General features: G+C 68.6%; 15 protein-coding genes. 5 read left to right on the forward strand and 10 right to left on the reverse strand.

All coding sequences use genetic code 11. The annotated features are described in order from the left end of the window. Positions 1 to 170 precede the first annotated feature (170 nt). Positions 171 to 1,394: an MAB_1171c family putative transporter gene (locus tag AB0M67_RS18530; RefSeq protein ID WP_365746620.1), complete on the reverse strand. Its 1,224-nt coding sequence runs from the start codon at positions 1,392 to 1,394 to the stop codon at positions 171 to 173. 102 nt (positions 1,395 to 1,496) lie between these two features. Beyond that, entirely contained in the window at positions 1,497 to 2,024 is a 528-nt protein-coding gene (locus tag AB0M67_RS18535) for a hypothetical protein (protein WP_365746622.1), read from the reverse strand. Positions 2,025 to 3,440: 1,416 nt separating this feature from the next. Here AB0M67_RS18535 and AB0M67_RS18540 point away from each other — a divergent pair. The 4 genes from AB0M67_RS18540 (at position 3,441) to AB0M67_RS18555 (ending at position 7,211) form a co-directional block, all read left to right on the forward strand. Continuing rightward, positions 3,441 to 3,776 carry a hypothetical protein gene (locus tag AB0M67_RS18540; protein WP_365746624.1) on the forward strand — a complete coding sequence of 112 codons (336 nt, stop codon included), beginning with the start codon at positions 3,441 to 3,443 and terminating at the stop codon, positions 3,774 to 3,776. A 57-nt stretch (positions 3,777 to 3,833) separates the two neighbouring features. Continuing rightward, positions 3,834 to 4,397, forward strand: a complete 564-nt coding sequence (locus tag AB0M67_RS18545; RefSeq protein WP_365746625.1) for a hypothetical protein — start codon at positions 3,834 to 3,836, stop codon at positions 4,395 to 4,397. A 34-nt stretch (positions 4,398 to 4,431) separates the two neighbouring features. Next, entirely contained in the window at positions 4,432 to 5,634 is a 1,203-nt protein-coding gene (locus tag AB0M67_RS18550; RefSeq protein ID WP_365746626.1) for an MAB_1171c family putative transporter, read from the forward strand. 68 nt (positions 5,635 to 5,702) lie between these two features. Continuing rightward, positions 5,703 to 7,211, forward strand: a complete 1,509-nt coding sequence (locus tag AB0M67_RS18555; protein WP_365746628.1) for an amidase family protein — start codon at positions 5,703 to 5,705, stop codon at positions 7,209 to 7,211. Positions 7,212 to 7,498: 287 nt separating this feature from the next. Here AB0M67_RS18555 and AB0M67_RS18560 read toward each other — a convergent pair whose 3' ends face one another. Together AB0M67_RS18560 and AB0M67_RS18565 are read right to left on the reverse strand one after the other, a co-directional pair. Next, positions 7,499 to 7,846: a hypothetical protein gene (locus AB0M67_RS18560; protein WP_365746629.1), complete on the reverse strand. Its 348-nt coding sequence runs from the start codon at positions 7,844 to 7,846 to the stop codon at positions 7,499 to 7,501. Positions 7,847 to 7,862: 16 nt separating this feature from the next. Then, on the reverse strand, positions 7,863 to 9,257 hold the full coding sequence (locus tag AB0M67_RS18565) for an FAD-dependent oxidoreductase (RefSeq protein WP_365746631.1): 1,395 nt from the start codon (positions 9,255 to 9,257) through the stop codon (positions 7,863 to 7,865). A gap of 334 nt (positions 9,258 to 9,591) precedes the next feature. Here AB0M67_RS18565 and AB0M67_RS18570 point away from each other — a divergent pair, with 334 nt between their 5' ends. After that, entirely contained in the window at positions 9,592 to 11,088 is a 1,497-nt protein-coding gene (locus AB0M67_RS18570; protein WP_365746633.1) for an IMP dehydrogenase, read from the forward strand. Between the two features lie 63 nt (positions 11,089 to 11,151). On the opposite strand, the gene AB0M67_RS18575 is transcribed toward AB0M67_RS18570, so the two are convergent. From AB0M67_RS18575 to AB0M67_RS18600, 6 genes are all read right to left on the reverse strand, one after another. Beyond that, on the reverse strand, positions 11,152 to 12,054 hold the full coding sequence (locus AB0M67_RS18575) for a hypothetical protein (RefSeq protein WP_365746635.1): 903 nt from the start codon (positions 12,052 to 12,054) through the stop codon (positions 11,152 to 11,154). Between the two features lie 233 nt (positions 12,055 to 12,287). After that, the gene (asnB, locus tag AB0M67_RS18580) at positions 12,288 to 14,108 is read right to left on the reverse strand and encodes an asparagine synthase (glutamine-hydrolyzing) (RefSeq protein WP_365746637.1); all 1,821 of its coding nucleotides are present in this window, start codon (positions 14,106 to 14,108) and stop codon (positions 12,288 to 12,290) included. Continuing rightward, entirely contained in the window at positions 14,105 to 21,151 is a 7,047-nt protein-coding gene (locus AB0M67_RS18585; RefSeq protein WP_365746639.1) for an amino acid adenylation domain-containing protein, read from the reverse strand. Before AB0M67_RS18585 ends, asnB begins: the two co-directional genes overlap by 4 nt. Beyond that, positions 21,148 to 21,831 carry a DUF6875 domain-containing protein gene (locus tag AB0M67_RS18590; protein ID WP_365746640.1) on the reverse strand — a complete coding sequence of 228 codons (684 nt, stop codon included), beginning with the start codon at positions 21,829 to 21,831 and terminating at the stop codon, positions 21,148 to 21,150. The genes AB0M67_RS18585 and AB0M67_RS18590 overlap by 4 nt, the downstream gene beginning before the upstream one ends. Before the next feature lie 114 nt (positions 21,832 to 21,945). Continuing rightward, the gene (locus AB0M67_RS18595) at positions 21,946 to 22,926 is read right to left on the reverse strand and encodes a TauD/TfdA family dioxygenase (RefSeq protein WP_365746642.1); all 981 of its coding nucleotides are present in this window, start codon (positions 22,924 to 22,926) and stop codon (positions 21,946 to 21,948) included. Continuing rightward, a complete protein-coding gene (locus AB0M67_RS18600; RefSeq protein ID WP_365746644.1) occupies positions 22,923 to 23,891 on the reverse strand; it encodes a TauD/TfdA family dioxygenase in 969 nt (322 codons plus the stop codon). The genes AB0M67_RS18595 and AB0M67_RS18600 overlap by 4 nt, the downstream gene beginning before the upstream one ends. Between the last annotated feature and the right edge of the window lie 298 nt (positions 23,892 to 24,189).

Here is a 24,189-nt window from a genome sequence, read left to right on the forward strand (position 1 = left end):
GCTTCGAACACGGTATCATCCGTGTTTTTGCAGGGTCGAGGGGTACCCAGGACCGATTTGAGGAGACGATGCCGCAGCCGCGTTCTCGATGAGCTCAACAATGGGCGCCGGCAGGGTTTGTGAAAATGATAACTCTGCCCTCTGCATCAACCCGGAGCGGTCGGCTCGAATCAAACATCCAGCTCTGCAGATTGCTTGAGTAGATCCCGAACCTGGGCCGTGGCGATCTGCCCATAGACCGCACTCACTCGCGTGAGCCAGGCCGCTTCGCCATTAATGTCAACGAATGGTTTCGCTTGCAGCGGTTCTACAGCGTACTCGCTGGGCTTAGAGGTGGCGGCAGCTTCGAGCGCGGCCTTTATCCAGTACGCCTCTGCCGCCGGCTCGGGATCGAGGTGTGAAGAAGTCGCATCCTCCGCAGCGAACATCAACTCTTCCGGAGCGTAGTACCGCAAATTTTCGCAGGCGTCGGCAATGTCCTGAGTCCACCGGTCCAAGCGGACGTCGCTGGGAACACGCATGTGGACAAATTCGGCCAGCCGCGATCCAGGCGGGTACAGGCTCGTTCCCGGAAAGGCTTCCACCAGGTCGAACCAGAGCGGGTAGAGCTTGTACAGGGTGCGCCACGTCCTCCAGCGAGCGGCAGCGGCGCTGGTGGTGGGAATACTCGCGCCCACCGCGACAATCAAGAACAGCACGTCCATCCATATCACCGTGGCGTTGATCAGTGTCTCTACCAGAGAGGGGCGCAGCGGAAACGCCACCGCAAACCAGATGATGGCGACACGGGCCATGGTGTGGGCCAACCCCATCCACATCGAGACGGCCATCAGGATCAGCCCGACGCGCATACTGGTTCTCTCGGCCGTCCGTGCGGCTCTCGTCCATTGATAGCCGCAGACCGCAGTGGTGGTGAATGGGAAGAAATAGAAGACGGTCATATAGACCGCGGCGCCCCATTCGCCGGAATGATCAATTATGAAATTTTCGCTCGGCCTGTCCCGATTCACGATGGTGAAGAAAAGAATCGTGAGCAGAACCACACCTATTGCGCCAGCTTTATACGACGCGCGGGAGATCCAGCGTGAGACGGCGACGTGCCGGGGTACAACAGATTCTGAGGTTTTCCCGTAGCTGGTCGCGACGTAGGCCAAAGCCGCCACGATGGCTGCGGTGCTGGCAAAGTGCCGGAACAAGGTCGTCAGGTCGACGACAGGGATGCGCTCTGCGGCTATCACCGCTGCGGGTGTGTAGAGCCACAGGGCTACGGAGAAGCCGGCGTACCCGCCCCAGAGTGCTCGGCGGTGTGCGTCGGCGTACCTGACGGCGGGGAATCGCCAAACGGCTATGACGGTCATCACTGTCGCGGTGAGGTATTGAAAGAACTCGAGCACGTAGTCCCCTGGGGGTGACGGTTGATGCACCCGTGGTTGGCAGTTGGCAGGCGTGGGCGGTGACAGGGGGCGGAGCCGTAGCCCCGCCTTGGTGACCGCTCGTCATCCGCGGTTAGGGCCGCGCCGTGGTGGGGCAACGGGGTGGGATAGAGACGACTCCAGGAGGCTGACCATGTCGTCTCCCGCGATCGGCTGACGGCGGGCCAGCCGTTTGATCAGGGATGCTGACAGCTCAGCCTGCTTTTCCTCAGGGCTGTCGAAGTTGACTCGGCCCTGGACCAGGGTTGAGGGGAAGCGCCGCAGCACTTCCTGACGAATCCGCTCGGGCACGTATCGATCGATCTCGGCGGGCGTCAGCGTGGTTCCGTGGTCCAGCCACTCGTGCGCGAGCTCATGGAGGATGATGTGTTCGGTCCGTGGGCGATTCGACCGCCGCCGGTAGAGCACGATCGTGGACTCCGGCGTTTTGAGCCGAAGACCGCAGGCCGAACCCAGCCCCCCGTCCGGATCATCCAGCGGCAACAGGCGAATCTGGCGGCTCGATACGCGTTCCATATTGCGCACCAGCGCCTCGACGCTGAAGGGAACTGGGACGGGCAGGTCGGCGAGCAGCCTCTCGCACTCCTTCATGAGAGCGCGTCGTGCAGGGTCACCGCGCCAACGCATAGTTGCTCCCTCGAAGTGCACCGGATGTCCGCGGCCCGTTCCCCGCCCCGGCGCCTACCGGAGGGTCACCGACGGCCAACGGCTCGGACCGCCAGTGCCCAGCGGCTAGGAGGTGCAAGCGCCAACAGTCGGCAGTCCGCCCATCAGGATCGGCCATCTCGCCGTCCCCGATCAGGCCGGGGAAGAGCATCGGGTGGACGCTGCAGCTGCGGGCCTCTTCGACACCCGGAGTCTGGATGGATATCGAGTCGACGATGCCCTGGGTCTCCGTACGAAGTGCGCGGCACCGTTGCCTGACGCGTACGCGCGGTGTCGCCGCCGTCCCTGCTGATCTCAGCCGTGGAACCCACCTCTTCATCCGTCCTCCTCCCCCACCCTGCATAGCCCCCAGGGCCCAGCCGCGATCAACCCAGAACACGTTCTATTTGTACGCGAGTCGGCTACTCACCCGTATACCGCCCGGTTCGTTACCCTCCGTATCGCAGACTGGGCAGGGAGGGGCGCACGCCACCGTGCGAAGCGACATGATCACATCGGTCGCGGGGCGGATCTCACTATGTCCGCCTCTATCACCCAACTACAAGGGAGAATCCCGCTTCGCGGGAAACATCGAGTCCCTCGGGCGCTTTCGCGGCGTCCCTGAGGATCCGTCCAGGAACTCACCGGACTGGCCATGATCAACGGGCGGAAATCAGACGTGTAACGACAGTCTTCCCAGGTCATAAGGTGTCACAGGGCCCACCTAACCTGTTGCCGCCGTCGACGCTCCCGAATCTTCGAAAGAGGAATCCATGCATGCCTCCGCCATGGACCTCCTCGGCGACGCCAGCGAATCCCGACCAGCAAGAGCTTGGGATCCCCGGTGTCGCCGGACGTCGGCCCTGCCCCGGCGAACGGTGCACAGCGGACGCAGTCGCCTTATGGCGCGCGTCACTGGCTCCGGATCGTCGTGTACTTTCAGTGACCGATCCGTAGAGGCCGCCCGGGATGTCCCCCCGGCAGCCACGGAGGGTCAGAAGGTGGCGGTGCCATCCATCCACCGGCGCTTGGACCAGCGGGTCCCGCACGGCCGACGATGTGCTCTTCACGGATGCACCCCCTGTTGCTCCTTCACGGGCTTACGGCCGACATGCCGCTTACCGGCGTACTTGCGAGTGCAACCTAACTTTTCACTCACCGCACCGTCAACTATAGTTTTGGCGTATCGACAGGAGCAGGACGGACATCGTGGCCCAAGCAGACGAGAGACCGGACGGTGGAACGCCGGAACCACCTCGCATCGTTCCCACCCCCGGCCCAGGTGCGCCGTTTGCCGACCGGCTCAACTACCTGTTCGACCGGGTCCGAGCCCCCGGCGCCGATGAGTTCAGCAACGCCCATGTGGCCCGGACGATCTCGTCGTACGGCGACGACAGCATCACCAGTGCCTACATCGGCCTGCTGCGGAAGGGGCAGAGGAACCCGACGGTCCCCCTCGTCCCTCTCTTCGCCAGATTCTTCGGCGTGGCGGGTGGCTTCTTCGTCGAGGACGAAGTGACGCAGAAGGTCACAGAAGAGTTCGAACTACTCAGAACGCTGAGCCAGGCCGGTGTGAAACAGATCGCACTTCGTTCGGTCGGCCTTTCCGCGAAGAGCCTGGCGAAGGTCCTGAATCAGATCGATCTGGAGCGGAAACAGGAGGGTCTTCCCGCCGCCCCGGACGAGGACCTTTCGTGACCAGCGATTACGCTCGACCTCCTGCGGCCCCTGAGACGGCACCTGAGAGGATCTCGCATGTGGCACAGCCGTCGTGAGCGCAAGCCCGTCGACGAGGCCGACGAGGTCGAGCGCCGCACCCGCGCATTCATCGAAGAGCTGGACCTTCCTCCAGTCGACAACGTCCTGGACCTGGTGCCGTTCATGGAGGAGCGGATGAGCCGCGAGATCCAGCTCGTGCCCTTCGTGCCGGACCTCTCCGATCCCGAGGCCCTGGATCCAGCCGCGCCGTGCGGAGTGTGGATGGCCTTGGAAGAGACCGATGTCCTGTTCTTCGACGACGGCGTCAGTCCCGCGTACACCGAGATCGTCGCTGGGCACGAGTTCGCTCACATGCTGCTGCACCGGAACAAGAAGCAGTCGATCAAGGTCAAGAACCTCCGCAGCCTGATCACCACGATCGAACCCTCCACCGCCCAGCTCGTCCTCGGCCGGAACCGGAGCCGCTTTACCGAACCTGACGAGTTCGAAGCCGAGATGTTCGGCACCCTCCTCCAGGAGCATGTGAGCGCGTCTCGCGCCGCGGCTGTACGCCGCAGTTCCCAGGAGTCTGACCCCATAGCCCGCACGCTGCTGCGTTGACCTAGTAGGGCCTGTGAAAGACATACTTCACCCCTTGTGCCTCGCGATCGCCGGCATAGGGTTCCTCTTCCTGCTCCGTGACCTGGGCAAGAGCCGCCGTGACCACGCGCTGGTCGCCCTGGCCTTCACCTACGGCTTCAGCGCCCTCAGCTACGCCGTCTCCATCACCTGGGTATGGCTGCTGATCGACGACACCTTCGGCATCACCAACATCAGCGTTCCGCTCGCCCAGGGCTGCGTGATCCTGGTTTTCGCCCTCCAGGCGACCGTCCTTGCTTACTGGTCGAAACCACCAGCTGAAGCCGCTCGCCGCACCCGGCACCTCCTCATGGGAGCCGCTGTGGTCATCGCCGGCATGGCCGCACTGTTCGCCCTGCTCACACCAGCGACGACACGGCCATCAGACTTCGCCACGTACTACTCGCACGACCCCTACTACCAGGCGTACGTCTTGTTGTATTTCGGCACGTACACCGTCGCCGAGATCTACCTCGCGCGATCGTGCTGGAAGTACGCCAAGAGCGCGACGAACCAGTCCATCGCCATCGGTCTGCGCCTGATCACCATCGGTGCGGTCATCACCCTCGGGTACAGCAGCATCCGCATCGGCGCCGTCATCGGGGCCGAGGTCGGGTTCTCCGTCGAACACCTCAACGCGTTCGCGTGGGCCTGCGGCGACATCGGCGCCACCCTCACGCAGATCGGGTACTTCCTTCCCACCCTGGCCCGCCGGACCGCCAGTGCCCGCGAATGGACAACCGCGCACATCCGCTACCGGCGCCTGCACCACCTGTGGGCGGCGCTGGACCAGGCGGAACCCGGCATCACCCTTCGCCGTCCGGCCTCCCAACGGGCCGTCATCCTGCGCGGCCGCAGTGCCGAGTTTCCTCTGCTGCGCCGACGCACGGAGATCCGCCAGGGCCAGAAGGTTCTGCGGCGCTACGTCGACCCGGCCGTACGCGCCGAGTCCGAGTACAGGCGTGGCACGGAGTCGCTCAACGACGCACGCTTCGCCGCGGCGGTCACTGCCGATCAGATCCGTGCCGCTCTCATCCGCCACCATGCGAATGATCCCGTGGACGCCCCGGCTGCCTACGCCGACGCCGAGCTGTCCCTCCCCACCACGGAGGACGAGCTGCGGCATCTCCAGCGCGTCGCCCTGTTCTTCACCCCGCCCCGGCTGGCGATTCCCGCCGCTTCCGACTCTTCCAGCACCGCATCAGGAGCCCGTTCGTGATCCTCCGCCGAACTCTTCTCATCGCCTCTACGGCCATTGCCGCTGCGGCTGCGATGACCACGCCCTCCATGGCCCGCTCCCGCGTCGGCCGGGCCGGCGCCCAGAAGCGGGTCGAGGCCCTTCACCTGGCGCCCGCACGTGACCAGATCTCCGCGTTGCGCCAGGGCACGATCAGCAGCCGCGACCTCGTGGAGCAGTACCTGCAGCACATCGCGACGGCGAACCCGGCGCTGAACGCCGTGGTCACTATCGATACCGGAGGCGCTCGTGCGGCGGCCGACCGGGCCGACCGGCACCTCGCCGAGACCGGCGAGCCCATCGGCCCCCTGCACGGTCTGCCGATGACCCTGAAGGACGCCTTGGAAGTTGCAGGAATGCGCACCACCTGCGGCTCCCCCGACCTCAAGGACCATGTCCCCGACCAGGACGCCGACGCCGTCGCGCTTCTGCGCGCGGCCGGCGCCGTCATCCTCGGCAAGACCAACGTGCCCACGATGTGTGCGGACCTCCAGACGAGCAACCCCATCTTCGGGAAGACGAAGAACCCGTACGACGCGTCGAAGACCGCGGGCGGCTCCTCCGGTGGCCCCGCTGTCTCCGTCGCCGCAGGTTTCTCCCCTCTCGAAGTGGGCTCCGATCTCGCAGGTTCGTTGCGTCTGCCAGCCGCGTACTGCGGTGTCTTCGCCCTGCGCACCTCCCGGGGTGCCAGTCCGATCGTGCCGACGCGCGGCCACATCCCGCGCCTGCCGGGCTGGGCCACCAGCAGCGACATGATCACCCTCGGACCGATCGCCCGCACAGCCGACGATCTGGACCTCCTCCTGGACGTCCTCGCCCAGCCGGCTCCGGCAGACCGTGCTGGCTGGAAGATCGACCTGCCGGCACCCGCCAAGAAGCAGATCAGCCAGTACCGAGTCGGTATCTGGTCCGATGACGCCTACTGCCGCGTCGACGCCGATACCCGTGCCCTCATGGACCGGATCGCCCAGCTCGTGCGCAAGACCGGCGCCCACATCGACGACACCACCCGCCCCGTCGACTTCAAGGCCAGCGACCTGCTCTTCACACGGCTGATGTACGCGACGGCCTCGGCCACGGCGTCCGAGGAGGCGTTCGCCGCCGACGTCGCGGCCGCGGACAAGGTCCCCGCCGACAACCCCTCCGCTCTTTATCTCCGCTCCCGGACCATGCGGCATCACGAGTGGCTCGTGAGCGACGAGAAGCGCCAGCAGTACCGGGCCGCGTGGGCGGCGTACTTCGACGAGCACGACATCCTCATCACCCCGGCCACGCCGACCGCGGCCGTCGATGACCAGACGAGCGTCCCCGCCCCGCAGCGCGAGATACGGGTTGACGGCCAGCCCCGCGGCTACTTCGAGCAGACGAGCTGGCTCAACCTTTCGAGCCCCGTCGGCCTTCCCTCCGTGGTCCTCCCCGCCGGCACGACCGAGAGCGGCCTGCCGCTATCTGTCCAGATCATCGGTCCACACCTGGCCGATCGCACGGTGATTGCAGCAGCCAAGCACCTCACCCAACTGCTGGGCAGCCCTGCGACCCCACCGAGCTTCAGCCTCTGACCGGGAGCGCATCTCCCGCGCCTTCCCGAAAGCGGTGCAGGCCGCGCGCACATAGCGGCGCTCACCGGCGCGTTACCCCTGCTCGACACGGCCCGGCCCCAGACCTGGGTCCGCACCCCCTGAGTGGCTGCCCGCGGACGGGCGGGCGGCGGCTGGTCGCGGGCAACGGCGGCTCGGCGGCCGAAGCCCAGGGGCACGGGTCAGCTCCCTCAAGATCATGGAGCGGGCGAAGGTGATGAGCCTGGGCGTCCAGCGGTGGCCGACCAGCGCCGGACGCCCCGGGGTTCTCAGGCGCCAACTGGCCGGTATCGGGCGAACATCGGCCCGTACGCGGTCAGCGCGGCGTTGCGCTCCAGGAGCGGGTAGTCCAGGAGCTTTTCGACGATGCGGTGCTCGGCAAGGAGACGCTCGGTCTGCTGGAGCAGGACGGTGTCGCCGAGCTCGGTCAGGTGGACACCGTCCTTGCGAGCGAGGAAACGGACCGATCGCGAGCGCGTCGAGGGGGCCGGCGGCGAACTAGCAGGCGCGAGACTGACCACCCCGACGGGCGTACGGGCGATGGGTTCGATCAGCGCCCCCGATCGGCGGCCGTTGACACTGATCTCGACCGTGTAAGCCCCGGGAACGAGCGCCACGGTGGTCGTGGAGATTTCACATGAGGGACTGCCATGTGGCGCGTGCGGGGCCATCGAAGACGTCGTCAGGACGTGGGTGAGAACTGAGCCAGCGATCAAGCGTCGCGCGGATGCCAGGTTCTGCATACGCTTCGTCGGCGTGAGCCATGAGGTGTCGAACGCGTGCCCGAGCCCGCATGATCTCGGGCTCTTCGAGGGCGCAGGCATCGACGGCAGCTCGCTCGTACGGGGTCGGAGGGAGAGCTGTTCCTGAGATCCCGCACTGGAGGCGCGCCTCTGAGGCGCGGTCTGCTGCGATCTGCGTGTCGTACCAAGGGCGGAGTTCTCGCAGTGCCCATCGGTGATGGTGGCGGGCGACGTCGTAGGAGGTTTCGCCCTCGATTGCTTGCTGGGCTACCCACTGGGCGGTACGCAGTGCCAGGGCGGTTCCTTGGCCGAGCGTCGGGTTGGTGTGTACCAGAGCGTCGCCCACGCTGAGGACCCCCGTGACGACGGGGCCGGTGTCGTCGGCCAATGGCGTCCACCTGTTGTTCAGCCCGCCCATGGCGAGGACGGGGGTGAACGGCGTAGGCCCGCCGGTGAGCCAGGCATGCATTGCGGGAAATGTGCGGGCCGCAGCTTCGAAAGTGTGCGGGTCGCCGAGGGCGCCTCTGGTCGGGTCTGTGGAGGACAGCATGAAGGAGAGGGCGAAAGTGTCGTTGTCGGAGGGGAAGACGCCGCCGATGGCGAACGGGGAGGCCGATCCGGTCCTGACAGAGCGCGGTGGCTCGGGTGTTCCAGGAGCCGTCCGGTACCAGCGGCAGTAGTAGGCGATGCCCGTTGGGCTGACCTCTGCCAGTGGGGCTCGGCAACCAGCGGCGGCCAGCCAGCCGCGCAGGGGAGACCGCTGGCCGGCGCAGTCCAGGACCAGGTCCGCCGGGTGGAGACACCCTTGCGAGTAAACGCCGGTGACATGCGGAATGCTGCGAGAGGGGTCGATCGCGAGCCCCGTGGCTGTGTGACCGACCAGCAGACGTGCGGTGATCTCGCTGCCCAGCGCACGTCTCAGTGCGACCTCCAGAACGAGCCGCCTTGTTTGGACGGTGACGAGGCGGTCATCGCCCGGACGGTACGGGGGATGTTCGGCGAGGACGTCGAATGCGTGCCGCTCCCGGGCGCCAAGGGCGAGCATGGCGGCGTACACGTCGGGGGCCTCGCTCAGCAGGACGTCCCGGACGGGCCCAAGCAGGCCGTGGGGCTGTACCGCCTGGGGAACCCGGGGGCGGTGCCAGGTCAGGAAGTCGTTCTCCAGATTCTTGCTCAGGTGGTGGCCATCGCGTTCGAGCACGGTGACGTGCTGTCCTCGGCGGGCCAGGAACAAGGCGGAGGCGAGCCCGCTGATGCTGCCTCCGATGACAACGACGCGCGCCATTCCGCCTCTCTCCGCTGGCTGTGACCTTCCCTCTTATTCTTCCTCGGGATCTTGGCCGAAGCGTGTTGGCCGGTTCGTAGGGGTGACCGTGCGAACACGGTCGGTGCGGTAGCATCTCGTATGGCGTAATGGAAGTCAGCGCCTGTACAGCACGCATGGAACGCGGAGCGTCGCTTCTCATGGAGCCCCTGCTTTCCTGCTGTACCAGGCTTTCTCGTGCGCGCTCCCCATCCGGGGCGTCTTCTTCCGCGCAGCGCACAGCGGGCGGCCGTAGTTTCTGTGCCCACCAGAGTCTGCCGGCGCACTGAATGGCAGGTTCCCTTCAGGAGATCATGTGTCAACGATTCTTAATGAGACCTCGCGTACCCTCAACGAATTCCTTCTCCTGCCAGGTCTGACCACCGAAGCCTGCACACCGGAGAACGTGGATCTCAGTGCGCCGGTGGTCCGCCACAAAGTCGGTGAGCCCTCGCCGCTGCGGATCGCTACCCCGATGGTCAGCGCGATCATGGGGGCGGTCTCCTCGCCGAAGCTGGCGGTAGCCCTCGCGCAGGCCGGCGGCCTCGCCTTCGTGCATCAGAACCAGCCCATCGCCTCCCAGGCGGACGACGTACGTGCGGTGAAGCGCCACAAGGCGGGCTTCCGCACCAGCGAGGCCACCGTCAAGCCGACCGCGACGCTGGGCGAGGTCGCCCAGCTCCTGGCCGAGGTGGACCAGGACGTCGCGGTGGTGACGGACAACGGAGCGGCTGACGGCGTGTTCCTTGGGCTCATCGGACCCAGCGATTTCCATGTGCAGCGCCACGGGCAGGGGGAACCTGTCACCGCCCGTATGAGGAGTCTCGACACGCTCACGACGGCTCCCTCCTCGATCGGTCTGTCCGAGGCCAATGAGCTGATCTGGAAGCACCGGCTCGAAGCGCTGCCGATCGTGGACGGCGACCGTCTGGTCTCCCTCGTCCTGATGCGGGACTACCAGGAGCACAAGGCTTTCCACCACGCGTCCGTCGACGACCAGAAGAGGTTCCGGGTTGGGGCCGGCATCAACTCCCGGGACTACGAGGAACGTGTTCCGGCCCTGGTCGAGGCCGGGGCGGACGTTCTGTGTCTCGACTCCTCAGACGGCTATTCCGTCTACCAGAAGAAGGCTCTCGACTACGTCCGCGCGGCGTACGGGGACCAGGTGTTCGTCGGCGCCGGGAACGTCGTCGACGGACGCGCCTTCCGGTATCTGGCCGAGGCCGGAGCTGACTTCGTGAAGGTAGGCATCGGCGGCGGATCGATCTGCATCACACGCGACCAGAAGGGCATCGGCCGTGGACAGGCATCTGCGCTGATCGACGTCGTCGAGGCCCGCGACGCCTACGCGAAAGAGACCGGGACCTACATCCCCATCTGCTGCGACGGCGGACTGCTCAGCGATTACCACATGGCGATCGCTTTCGCTCTCGGAACCGACTTCGTCATGCTGGGCCGCTACTTCGCCCGCTTCGACGAGTCCCCCTCCCGCAAGGTCCGGGTCGAGGGCCAGTACTTCAAGGAGTACTGGGGCGAAGGATCACGGCGGGCGCAGAACGCCGCCCGCTACGGCCAGGGAGATTCGATCGCGTTCGAGGAGGGCGTCGACGGCCTCGTGCCCTACGCCGGCAGCCTGCACGAGAACGTGGCACTGACCCGTGCGAAGGTAACGGCCACCCTGATCAGCTGCGGCACCACAACGCTCCGGGATTTCCATGACACCGCAGTGATGGTGCAGGTCTCGGAGCGGTCCTACGAGCAGAACACCGCCGAGGTACGGCTGAGGGAGCGGGCCGTCGACTCCGGCGAATGACGGAGGGGAGATCGGCCGCCGGCCGGAGCGGAGCGGCGGCCGGTTCTCCCTGACCTCGCTGGGTCAGCTCAGCTTGCTGAGGATCCAGGAGAAGAACGCGTCCCCGACCTTGGGCTCCCGGCTGGGGAAGCTTCCGAAGCCAGTGCTCCATTCGTCAAGCACGGGCCCTGAATCGGTCAACAGCCAGTCGACGGACAGGCATGAAGCCCGCAGATTCCTCGCTACTGTGAGGCACTGCTCCTCGACATCCTTCCAGCCCGGCAGGGCACTGCTGACGCCTCCCTGGCTGACATTCGTCATATAGGCACCCTTCCCGGCGGTCCGGTGCAGCGCCGCGATGATCGTGCCCTCCGTCACATAGACACGGACATCGGCGGAGTGCGGGAGATAGGGCTGTACGAGGTATCCGATCCCGGCCTGGGCGACCATGTCGATCGCGGAGGAGAGCTGCTGAAAGGTTTCGATCTTCTGCACGGCGAATCCCATCCCCATTTCTCTGGGCTTGAGGATGTAGGGCCCCTGTCCGAGATGTGCTTCGACGAGGGGCAGCACAGACCGTGCGTGGCGACCAAAGGGAACAGCGAGGCTCGCCGGGGTGGGAATTCCGAGCGTTGCGGCGCGCTGGGCGATAGCAAGCTTGTCCGTCGCCAGGTAATCGGGTCCGTCCATGGAGCGGTTCAGCAGCAGGGAGTCGCTCTCCTGGACTGTGCGGTATATCGCCTTGAGGAAATGCGACGTCTGGGGATCCCAGCTGAAGTCGTCCACCTGGAAGCACTGCCGTGTGCTCAGCAGGTCCTGGCCTTGATACCAGAGTCTGGGGCGGTCGGCCGACGCCGGAATCAGCTCATCCACGGGGATGAAGCGCACGGCGAAGCCGGCGCGCTCGGCGGCGCCGGCGAGCGCCGGGCTCTCCCTTTTGAGCACCCTGTCCGCGAAGCCGGGAAGGAAGTCGTCGGGCCGGTACACAAGATTGACAGTTTTTGAAGGTGTAGACATTTCTCTCCCGGTTTGATGCTGAGGACCGCTATGTCTGAACCTGTAGTGAGGTCTCGTGAACGGCGCGCGTGTTTCGCAGCCTGACGGACGAGAGCGGCCCGCCGTGTCCGGGGCAGATCGCGTCCGGCGCCGGATGTGCGGTCAGCAGCAGGTCGGCTGCGGACCCGCTCGAAGAAACCCTTGGTGCCCCCGAATGCTCACTGTCAGACGGCTGCCGCGGTGCGGGCGGTGGTGCGGAGTTTGTGGTGCCAGCGCCAGAGCGCGAGCAGCGGCCACAGCGTCTGGGGGCCGACGGTGCCTGGGTCGGCGGGGATGTCGAACAGGGTGCTGACCAGTGGGTCGTTGAGGAGATCGTCGTAGTGTTCGGTGACGAGAGCGGCCAGCGAGGCATGGACGGTGCGCATGTCCGGGAACGGGAAGACGGCCTTGGGCCGGTGCAGGAGCTCGGAGGGCAGCGTCCCGCGCATGGCCGCGGTCAGGAGCGTTTTGCCTTGCTGGGCGGTGGGGTTGACGTGACTGTCGAAGGGCTGCTGGAAGGCCCAGGCGACCAGCTGGTGGGCGAGGAAGGGGAAGCGGGCCTCGACGCCCATCCGCATGGCGAGGAAGTCCTCGAACTGGACCACCCGGGTGAGTTGGGTGTGGACCAGCAGCCGGTGGACGCGCTCCAGCGGGGGACCGGTGAGGACATCGCGGTAGTAGGAAAGGACTTCGGCGTGGGCCTGGGGCTGGAGGGCGAGCAGCTGGCGCGCGAGGCCCGGCACCTGCCGGGAGGCGGGCAGCGAGCGCACGGTTGAGGGGTTGGGACTGCGGACGTCGAGGATGTGCCGGATGAAGCCCGGCCGGGCGATGTAGCCGCCCATGATCTCGTCGGCTCCCTGCCCGTTGAGGACGACCCGCAGGCCGAGGTCGCGTACGGCCCGGTAGTTGCCGAGGATGGCGACGTGCCGGGGGTCGTCACCCACCGCCGCCAGATCGCAGACCGCGTCCAGGTCCTCCAGGCCCAGGCCATGGGGCTGGACGCTCACGTGGTGGCGCACCCTGCCGGCGAGGTGCCGGGCGACCAAGCGACTGTAGGCCAGGTCCTCGTTGCCTTCTTCGGAGGGGCCGGTGTCGTCGCCGTAGGCGGTGGTCACGCACGGCAGGGGGCGTGTGCGGCATGCGAGTGCGCTGATGGCGGAGGAGTCCAGGCCGCCGCTGAGGAACGCCGCGACGGGGACGTCGCCCATGAGCATGCTGTCCACGCTGTCGCCAAGGAGGTCAGCGAGTTCACGGGCCCGCTCGGCGGCGGAGACGGGGCGGTGCTCGGCCGGCGTGTCGGGAAGCCGCCAGTAGGTCCGCTCGTCCTGCTGGCCGTCGGGGGACAGGGTCAGCGTCGTCGCCGGCGTAAGAGCCCGAACCTGCTCGACGGGTGTTGCGGACTGGTCGATCTGGAGGGTGGAGGAGCAGAGCAGCTGACGGGCCAGAACGTCGTGGTCCGGGCGGCGCGGGACATGTCCCGAGGCCAGCAGGGCTTCGATCTCCGAGGCGAAAACGAGGAAGTCCGGCCCGCGGTGGTAGTAGAGCGGCTTGATGCCGATCCGGTCCCGTACGAGGGACAACTGCCGGGTGCGGGCGTCCCAGAGGGCGAAAGCGAACATGCCCTCCAGCTGTTCCACGGCGTTCGCGCCCCAGTACTGCCAGGCGCGCAGCACGACCTCGGTATCGGTTCGCGAGGTGAAGGTGAAGTGCGCGGAGAGCTCGGCGCGCAACGCGGGGGCGTTGTAGGTCTCGCCGTTGTAGACGATGGTCAGGTGGTCGCGGGTCATCGGCTGGTCCCCGGCCGAGCCGATTCCGGTGACGGCGAGGCGCCGGTGGCCGAGCACGACGCCGGGCTGCTGCCACACCCCTTCTCCGCTGGGCCCGCGGTGGGCGAGCGCCGCGGTCATGCGGTTCACCGCGGCCGTGGCCGGGCGGTTGCCCGGGGTGCTGGTGTCGCCGAAGTGCATGGCGCCGGCGATCCCGCAACCGGAGAAGACCACTGTCATCGCTGCTCCTTGGGTGGGCGGGGGTAGAGCTCAGCGAGGCGGTCGGCGCCTGCGCTCAGGATCGAGTGGTGGTCTCCGGGCACGATGGTGCGTCGTGTCGTCGTCCGGCCGCGGGACAGCCACGCGCCTGGATCCTGGTCTGTGGTCGTTGACGGCTGCACGAGGTGCAAGTGACGCACCCCGCCGGTCGGCCGCCAGCGGGCGAGGGCCTGCTGGTGGAGCATCAGGAGCGCGAGCCGTTCCCGGACGAAGGTCTCGGAGTCAGGGATGTGGAGCTCGGCGGCGACCACGGCGAAAGCGTCCCGGCCTCCGGCGGTGGCCGCGTCGCTCACCACGCGGGCGATCTGAGCCGGGGAGCGGTCCGGGAGCAGTACGGCCACTTGCGCGGCGAGCGCCTGGATGCCGGTGGTGTGCAGCGGGGGCGGGTCGAGGAGTAGCAGGTCCACGTGCTCGCCCATGTCCTCCAGGCGGCGGGCCATTTCGAAGGCGATGGGCGCGCCGAACGACCAGCCGGTCAGGGTGAAGGGGCCAGATTTCTGAACCTGCTGGATGCGCTCCACGTAGCGGGAGGCCAGGGAAGGGATATCCGCGACCTGGTCCTGCGAAAGATCCGCGCGCAGCCCGTAGCAGTCCCAGCCGGTGCCGAGCGCGTCGGCGAGCGGGCTGTACCAGTGGACTTGCCCGTCCACCGGATGGACGAGGAAGTGCGGCCGCCTTCGCGCGCCGGACCGGGACGGGGCGGGGCTCAGGGGTTCGAGGCGGGCTGTGCGTTCGAGGTCGTCGACCATGCGGGTGGCGGCGGCCTCGATGGCGCCGGGCTCGAAGCGCCCGGTGTCGATGGCGAACGTCAGGCGCATGGCCGGGCCGTCCACAGCTGAGGTGATGTGCAGGGCGGTGGGCAGAATGTTCGCCGTGCCGATGGGGTTGCCGGTCGGGCCGTGGTCCACCCGCACCGGTGCGGGCCGGGCATCGTCACGGCGACCGCCGTGCAGGCCGAGGTAGTTGAACGTGATCTCGGGCATGGCCGCCCCGGCCAGGCGGGTGCCGAGGTTGGAGAAGGGGGCGAGGTAGTGGGCGGCGGCGAATCCCGCGCCGCCGCGCGGCACGTCGGCGAGCTGCCGGCGGAACCCGTCCGCCGCAGCGAGCAGATCTTGGCCGTGCTCGGCGCTCAGGAGCACCGGGTAGAGACTGGTGCACCAGCCCACGATCTGGTCAGCGCCCTCCAGGCCGTCCCGGCCGTGCCCTTCGAGGTAGGTGTACAGCGGGGCGGAGTTGCCGGTCAGCGGCTTCAGTGCGCGGTGCAAGGCGGCCAGCAGCACCGCCGTGATGCTCGCCCGGCCGCGCCGGGAGAGATCGTCCAGATGGGCGGTGGCGTGCTCCGAGAGACGGATGTCGAGGTGGTCGAGCTTGCCGTACGGCGCCCTGTCGGCCCCGGCCGTGCGCAGGACGGGCTTCGATGCCTGGGCCAGGCGCAGCCAGTACGCCTCTTCCGCCCCGCCCGGGAGGGCCTGGGGTTCAGGGCCGCTGATGCCGGGCGCGGGCGGCAGGACCGTGCCGGGATTCTCCAGGGCCCGGGTCAGGTCACGGCCAAGGATGTCCCAGGAGACGGCGTCGACGAGTAGGTGATGCAGGACCAGGAACAGCCAGTGCCGTCCGCCGACCGGGTCGGTGAACACCGCGGCCGCCCACAGCTTCCCGCCCCCGATCTGTAGCCCCTCGTGCAGGGCGTTGAGGAGCTGAGGATCCGGCCCCTCCTGCTCGGGGGTGACGGTGTGCTCGGCCAGGTGCACGACGGCGTCCTCGTCCAGACGTCCGGCCCACCCGTCTCCTGCTGGGACGAAGCGGGTACGGAATGCGTCGTGGCGGGCGACGACAGCCTGGAGCGCCGTGCGCAGCGCCCGTCCTGCGTGGGTGGGAGAGATGTGGAACAGGCGGGCCTGGTTGAAGTGATGCGGCTGGGCGAAGTTCTGTGCGAAGAACCACGCCTGGATCGGCCTCAGATCCACCGTCGTGCCGGCCGGGCGCCGCCGTGCAGCCGTTGTGTCACCGGTCGGCTGGTTGTCGAGCAGCGCGGCGAGGGCCCGGACGGTTCCGGTCTGCAGGATCTGGGAGACCTCCACGGGCAGGCCCTCCTCGCGCAGCCGGGCGGCGGCCCGGATCGAGGTCAGCGAGTCACCTCCGAGAGCGAACCATTCCTCGTCCAGCCCGACGCGCTCCACCGGCAGCAGGTCCTGCCAGACCCCGATGACAGTGGCCTGCACCGGCGTCAGCCGGCCCTCGTCCTCTTCTCGTTCCGGTCGCTCCGATGGCCGGGGGGCGGGCAGCGCCCGGCGGTCGACCTTGCCTGTCGCCGTCAGGGGCAGAGCGTCCACGACGACCACGACCGGCACCATGTACGCGGGCAGCCTCCGCGCGGCCCATGCGCGTACCTCCTCGGCCACTTGCTGCGGCGCGCCGGGTACGGCCGCGTAGGCGATCAGGCGTCCGGCCGGATCGTCTTGCCGGTCGGCCACCACGTAGGCGGCCGTCACGGCGGGATGGGAGGCCACGGCGTGGCGGACCTCGCCGAGCTCGATCCGGTAGCCGCGGATCTTCACCTGGTCGTCCAGGCGGCCGGACACCTCGAAGCGGCCGTCGGCCCTCAGGCGTCCCTCGTCACCGGTTCGGTACACCGCAACGCCCGCAAGGGGCCCGGTGTCCGGGGTGACGAACCGGCTGAGTGTCAGGTCGTCCCGGTCGAGGTACCCGGCGGTGACGCCGGGCCCCGACACGCACAGTTCGCCCCACGAGCCGACCGGCCGCGGGAGCAGCTGCGTATCGAGGATGTGCAGGGAGTAGTTGGCCAGCGGCCGCCCGATGGTGACCTCCGCGTCCGGGGAGGGGTGGTGGGGGTCGTGGACGCGGGCGGCGGCGCACCACACGGTGGCCTCGGTGGGCCCGTACTCGTTGTCCAGGGTGACGTCGGGCAGGCGGTGGGCATGGTCGCGGATCAGGCCGGGCGGGCAGGGCTCGCCGCCGATCGCGACCGCCCGCAGCCTGCTGGACCAGCCGGACGGGAGGGACGGGAGGAGGTGCTGGTAGTAGGAGGCCACGAAGTTGACGTGGGTGATGCGCTGGTCCTTGATCAGCGTGCGGACGGCGGCCGGGTCACGGACGTCCTCCTTGTCGGGGAAGACGACCGTTCCGCCGTTCCACAGGGTCCAGAACGTCATGGAGGTCGCGACGTCGAACTGGAGCGGCAGCGAGATGAGCGTCCGGGCCGCGGCGGCGCCGAAGTGGATCGTGCGCGCGGTGAGCGCGGTGACGGCGTTGGTGTGCGTGGCGACGACCGCTTTCGGCCGCCCGGTCGAGCCCGAGGTGTAGACGAGATACGCGGTGTCCGCGCCCGTGATCCGGACGGGACGCAGGACCGCTGTGGCCGGCCGCTGGGTGGCGGCGTCGCAGACGAGCAGGGGCAGAGCGCCGGCCGCGTCGCGCACGGCGGCGGCCGTACGGTTCGAGCACACCACAGCGGCGGGAGAGGCGTCCTTCACTACTTCGCTCAGGCGGGAGGCTGGCTCGTACGGGTCGACGCACACGACGGCAGCCCCGCGTCGCAGCACGGCCACCGTGGCGGCGACGTGTTCGGGCCCCGGCCCGCACGCCACCATGACGCGAGCGCCGGGCCGAACGCCGACGGCGTCCAGCTGCGTCTCGACCCGCGCGGCCAAGCTGTCCAGGGCCCGGTAGGTGAGGGTGCGCTTCCCGTGAACGACGGCCACGGCATCCGGGTCGGCGGCGGTCCGCGCCGCGACCCCGGCGTGCAGGGTGGTGTGCGCGGGCTCTGCGGTTGGTCCTGCGGCAAGTTCGGCTGCCCGGTGGGCCTGCCACGGGTCGAGGAACTCGAGCGCAGTCGCCGACCGGCGCCATGCGTCCGGGCCGGCGAGGGACGTCAGGATCCGGCCGAACGACTCCAGCAGCTCACGGGCCGTCTCGGCGGTGAACAGGTCCCGGTTGTACTCCCACAGGATGTTCACCCCGTCGTGCGTACGCCCTGCCCCGGGGGCCGGGGGGCGGGGCACGCACACGACGTTGACATCGTTCTTCGCTGACCCGTTGTGGTCGATGTGCAGCCGGCCCCGCATGCCGGGGGCGGTGAAGTCGGGCCGGGGGGAGTCGTGGAAGGCGAACATCAGCTGGAACAGCGGGTTGCGCGAGGGATCGCGCGTGACGCCGAGGTCCTTGATGATCTCGATGAGGGGAAACTCCTGGTGATCCTGCGCTCCCAACAGGACCTCCATCGTGCGGGTGATGGTTTCCCCGACCGTCTGAGCAGCGGTGACCTGCAGGCGCAGGGGCAGGGCGTTGACGAACATGCCGAGCAGCGGGGCGGTTTCCGCCTGGCGGCGGTTCGCGAGCGCCGAGCCGATCACGAAGTCGTCGTCGGCGGTGTGCTGGCGTACCAGCAGTGCGAACGCGGACAGGAACACCGCGAAGCGGGTGACACCGTGCTGGGCGCACACCGCATCGAGCGCGTCAATGGTCTCGGCCGGGATGTCGGCGCGCAGGCAGGCCCCGTTGAAGGTCTGCTGCGACGGGCGGGGACGGTCAGGCGCGAACGTCACACCGTGGCCAGGGACGCCCTGAAGCTGGTGCTGCCAGTAGCGGCGCTGCTCGGCGAAGTCCTCGGAGGCGGACCAGTGGCGTTGCCAGAGCGCCCAGTCGCGGTACTGGACCTCCAGAGCGGGCAGTTCAGGCTCACGGCTGCGCACGAGGGCCGCGTAGGCGTCGCGGATCTCGGCCATCAGCAGGGTGGCCGACCAGCCGTCGTGGACGAAGTGGTGCTCGACCTGGAAGAGCGTCCAGCGCCGCTCACCGAGCCGGTAGAGGTACCAGCGCACCAAGGGAAGGCGCGTGGTGTCGAAGACCCGTGCGCTGTGCGCGGTGATGTGCCGGTTCAGTGCGGCGTCCCGCTCGGGTTCGGGCAGCGCGGTCAGGTCGCACGTCTCCAGCACAACGTCCCACGGTGCGTGGACTCTCTGGACCGGCTCGTCGGGCTGCTCGTGGAAGGTGGTGCGCAGAATCTCGTGCCGGGCGACCACGTGGGAGAGGGCCGCCCGCAGCGCTTCAGGGTCCACCTCGCCTTCCAGGTGCAGGGAGCACTGGGTGTTGTAGGCCAGGGAGGAGGGAGCGAGCTTGCTGAGGAACCAGATCTGCCGTTGCTGCCAGCTGAGCACGGTGCCCTGGGCCGGATGCGGGGCGGCCACGAGCGGCGGCCGGTCGCTCGGTTTGGCGGCGCGCACCGCGGCGGCGATCTGCCGGATCGACGGGGTGGCGAACAGCTGGCTGACCGGGACGATCACGTGGTGGTCGCGGGCGATGCGGGCCCCCAGCTGCATCAGTGCCAGCGAACTCGCCCCGTACCTGGTCAGCGGGAGCGTCACTCCGGGCGGCGGGCAGCCGAGGATCTCGCCGGCGGCAGCGGACAGGGCTTCCTCCAGCGCATCGCCCGGCGGGACCAGATCGGCGTCCTGCCCGAAGTCGGGGGCGGGCAGCGCGTCCTCGTCGATCTTGCCGCTGGGCCTGCGGGGGAGCTCGGCGAGCACGACAACGTCCGCCGGGACCATGTACCGGGGCAGGTGTACGGCAGCGTGGTCCCGCACGCTGCCGGCGTCGGGGGCCGGGCCGCCGGGCCGGGGTGTGAGGTAGGCGACGAGCACCGCACCCGGGCCTGATGCCTCGCGGGCGACTAGGTGGGCGACGCCGACGCCAGGGTGGCCCATGAGGACCGCCTCCACCTGGGCGGGCTCGATCCGGTTGCCCTGCACCTTCAGCTGCCGGTCCACGCGCCCGGCGAAGACGTAGTCCCCCGCATCGGTGATCTCGGCGAGGTCACCCGTACGGTAGGCGCGCGTCCCGTCCGGGAGCGTGACGAACGCCCGCGCTGTCTGCTCCGGAGCGTTCAGGTAACCGATCGCCAGCTGCGCCCCGGTGATGTACAGCTCCCCCGGGCCGGCGTCCTCCTGGACGGTGTCGGCGCCGTCGGTGGTGCGCAGGCTGTATCGGGTGCCGGTCACCGGCTGCCCGATGGTCAGCGGCGCCCGTTGCCCCACGGTGCCGTTCCAGACGCATGCCTGGCTCGTCCACACGGCGGTCTCGCTCGGCCCGTACTCGTTGTGCAGAGACACCTCGGGAAGAACGCGGGCGTGACGGTCGATGACCTCCTCGCTCCACCGGTCGCTGCCGATCATCACCCGGCGCAGAGCACCAGGAGGTTCTGCGGCGGCGTAGTCGAGGAACGCCGGGTACAGCGAGGCGAGGTAGACGAGGTCGGTGATCTCTTCCTCGCGCACAAGGGACACGGTCGCCGGCACGTCGCGCAGGCCGCCGGGGCCGATCACCAGCGTGGCTCCGGTCAGCAGAGCCCAGAACAGGACCCCGGAGTACACGTCGACGGCTGCTGAATGCAAGAGCGGTACCCGGCCGGGAACACCGTAGGCGTCCACACGCGCGGCGGTGGAGTGGAGCATCGCAGTGTGGGGCAGCACCACGCCCTTGGGCCGGCCGGTGGAACCGGAGGTGAAGATGACGTACGCCGGATCGTCGCACTGGGCGGTGGCGCCGGCGGCCGGACCGTCCGGCAGTGAGCGCCCGCGGGCGGCCAGTTCCTCGATGTCCACGCCAACGGCGCCGAGCGCCCCGGCCCTCGAAGGGGTGGTGATGACCGTATGGGGGCGCGCGTCGGTGAGGATGCCCGCGAGGTAGTTCTCGGGCGCGGACGGATCCAGCGGCAAGTAGGCGTACCCGGCCTGGAGGGCCGCGAGCGCAGCGCAGACCGCGTCGGCGCCCGGCTCCAGGGCCACAGCGACCAGCGCCCCGGTCGGAGCCGGGCCGGCCGCTGCGAGTCCGCGGGCGATGGCGGTGACCCGGTGCTCCAGTTCCCTGTAGGTCAGGGAGTGGCCCCGGTCACGGACAGCGATCCGGTCGGGGTGCAGGCGGCATGTCCGGTCGAGGGCTGCGGTGAGGTTCGGCGCCGACCGCAACATCTTGGCGAGAGAGTTCACTTGGCGCCCTCCAGTTCAGCGAATCCCGCCTGTATGCGGTCCCTCTCGCGGTCCGTGAGCTGGTCACCGAGGTGATGCAGCAGGTGCTTGAGGTACTGACCGCGTTCGGCCGGCGGCGTCTCGGGCCGGTCCAGGAAGATCAGGTCGTGACGGGAGAGCGCCCGGACGGCGAACATCGGTGCCGGGCAGCGCATCACGTGCAGCGCGGGGTTGCGGACGCTGGTCACCGTGCTGTGCGGGTGGAACTCGCCGATCATCAGCCCGCGGGCGACGAAGTTCATGCGCAGCCGGGCGTGGCCCCCGTCGATGAACGTGTCGGCCTGATCCTCGGGCAGGTCGGGGAAGACAGCCATGAGGGCCCCGGCCCGGAAGGACTCGGCGTCGTCGAAGAGCTCCTCGTACAGAGCGGCCAGGGCACCGCCCTTCTCGCCCGCCTCGTCCACGGACGCCGTCTTCGTGCGGAGTGCGACGAGCCGGACGAGGTTGAGCCGGAGCGCCGGAGCCATCCGCGGGCACACCGCCCCGGGCCGGCCGAGGTCGGCGTGCGGCTGGGTGACGAAGGACTGCACCCAGTCCATGACCTGCTCGTACTGGGGGTAGCGGTCATACAGGGCGGGGGCATGGGCGGCGTCGGTCAGCGAACCGGGGTCGAACGGGTGCCGCACGGCAGGCGGGCGCACGAGAACTCACCTCTGATCTAAGGGTGATCGGAAAGAGGAGGAAGAGGGCCGGGCGCCGGCGATCGCTCGCTGTGCGGCGTTCACCGGCGCCCGGCCATGGACACCGCGCTGGTGTCAGCGGCCCTGGGCCGGGGCCGGGCAGGCGGTCTGTTCCTGGCCGTCGGTCTTCGTGGAGACGAATCCGTCGGGGCCGGCCGGCCGGTCGCCCAGGAGCGTGACCCGGTACATCACCCGCGGTTCACCGACCGCGTCGACGTCCCCGACGCCGATGTGCGCGGTGCACCGGTTGTCCCAGAACGCGACGCTGCCGGGCTCCCAGCTGAAACGCACCGTGTACTCGGGCCGGGTCACCTCACGGACCAGCAGCTCCAGCAGGTGCCGGCTTTCCACCGGCGACAGATCGAGGATCCGCCGTACCCGGGCCGGGCTGACGAAGAGAGCCTTGCGTCCCGTCTCCGGATGCACCCGCACCACGGGATGAACGGCCACCTGCGGGCTGGAGTTGACGCGGTCCAGGACCTGCTTGTCGACCTCGTCGTACGGGCTCATGTCGTACGCGGCGAAGAACGTGTGCTCCGCCCGCAGGCCGTCCAGGAAACGCTGGAGCTCCGCGGGCAGGCCCTGGTAGGCGGCCTCCAGGTTCGTCCACTGGGTGTCACCGCCCCGGGACGGTACCGTGTCGGCGCGCAGCACCGCGCCGGCGGGCGGGTTCACCGTGTGGGTCATGTCGCCGTGCCAGGCACCGATGCCGTGGTGCAGCCGGGAGCGGTAGTGCTTCTCGTAGTCGATTCCGTAGGCGTCGACGTCGATCTGCGGCGAGATCGTCAGGATCTGCGGGAACGCATCGAGAGCGCCGCCGCTCTGCGGCCGGGCACGTCCCGTCAGTTCCCCGAACCGGGCGCCGAAGGCCACCTGCCGGGCGTGATCGAGACCGTCCTGGCCGCGGAAGAACAGCACCTTGTGCTCCAGGAGCGCCGCTCTGAGCTCCGCGATGGTCGACTCCGGCAGATCCTGCGCCAGATCCACCCCGCTCACGGCGGCCCCGATGTGTCCCGCTACCCGGGACACCGTCAGCGAGTCCGTTGCTGTCGTCATGAGTTCGCTCCGGTCTCACGCGCGGGCAGGGCGTAGAAGGGGTCACCGGCGATCGGCGTGGACGCCCGGCCGTCCGGTCCGACGGGGATATCTCCCAGGAGCGTGACGCGGTAGAGCGTCCGCGGTTCGTCCGCCGCCCCCGCATCACCGGGCCCCAGGTGCGCGGTCGAACGGTTGTCCCAGAACGCCACGTCACCGGCAGTCCACCGCCACCGGACGGTGAACTCCGGCCGTGTGATCTGCTCGAAGAACAACTGGAGCAGGGCGCGGCTCTGCGTCGGGGTGAACCCCATGATCCGGTTCGTCGACGCCGGGTTCACGAACAGGGACCTGCGCCCGGTTTCCGGGTGCACCCGCACCACGGGGTGTTCCGAGACCAGCGGGTGCTTCTGCGCCAGCGCGAGAACCTCCGCGTCCATCGGGTCGTGCGGCAGCATCTGGCAGCCCGCGAAGAACGCGTGCTCCGCGCGCAGCGAGTCGGCCAGCGTCCGCAGACTCGGCGAGAGGTGGGTGTAGGCCGCCTCCAGGTCCGTCCACTGCGTGTCGCCCCCGAAGGAGGTGACCCGCTCGGCACGCAGGATCGAGGCGGCCGGCGGATTGAGCGCCGGCGTCAGGTCGGTGTGCCATCCGTCGGTGTAGCTCAGCCACCGCCTGCGGTAGTGCTCCTCGAAGTCGACCCCGTACCGCGGGTCTCTCTCCTGGGAGTCGACCGTCAGGATCTCCGGGAACCCGCCCGGGGCCGCACCGGAGTGCGGCGCCGGGCGGCGGGACAGGTCACCGAAACGCCGTCCGAGGGCCACGTGGTCCGCGTGGTCGAGCTGTTGCCCCGGGAAGAACACCACCTTGTGGGCCAGCACCGCCGCCCAGACCTCCGCACGCGTCTCCTCGTCCATCGTCCGGAGATCAACGCCGGTGATGCGCGCGCCGATATGGCCCGCGAGCGGTTCGACGGACAACCTGGGCAAGACGCCTCCAGGTGCTTTCACGAGAGATCACCATCTCTTCTCAGTCGAGCTGCAGGGGAACCCCGGGGCGCGCCGCCAGCGCAGTCACGATCACGAGGTGGCCCGTATCGCGCCGATCGGCGCGGACCCGTAGAGCCCACCGCACGCTCACGTAGCGCCGCCAGTGGGGAGGCCGGAGCGGTCTGTAGCGGCTTGTAGCGGGATCGCGCACCGCAGGAAGCGGCATGTAGCGAATGTCCGCTACGCCGGACGGCCGCGACTGCGCGGAGTAAGTTGCCTCTCATCCGCCTCACCGCAT

Source organism: Streptomyces sp. NPDC051662, from assembly GCF_040681655.1.
In the GTDB taxonomy this organism is placed as follows: domain Bacteria; phylum Actinomycetota; class Actinomycetes; order Streptomycetales; family Streptomycetaceae; genus Streptomyces.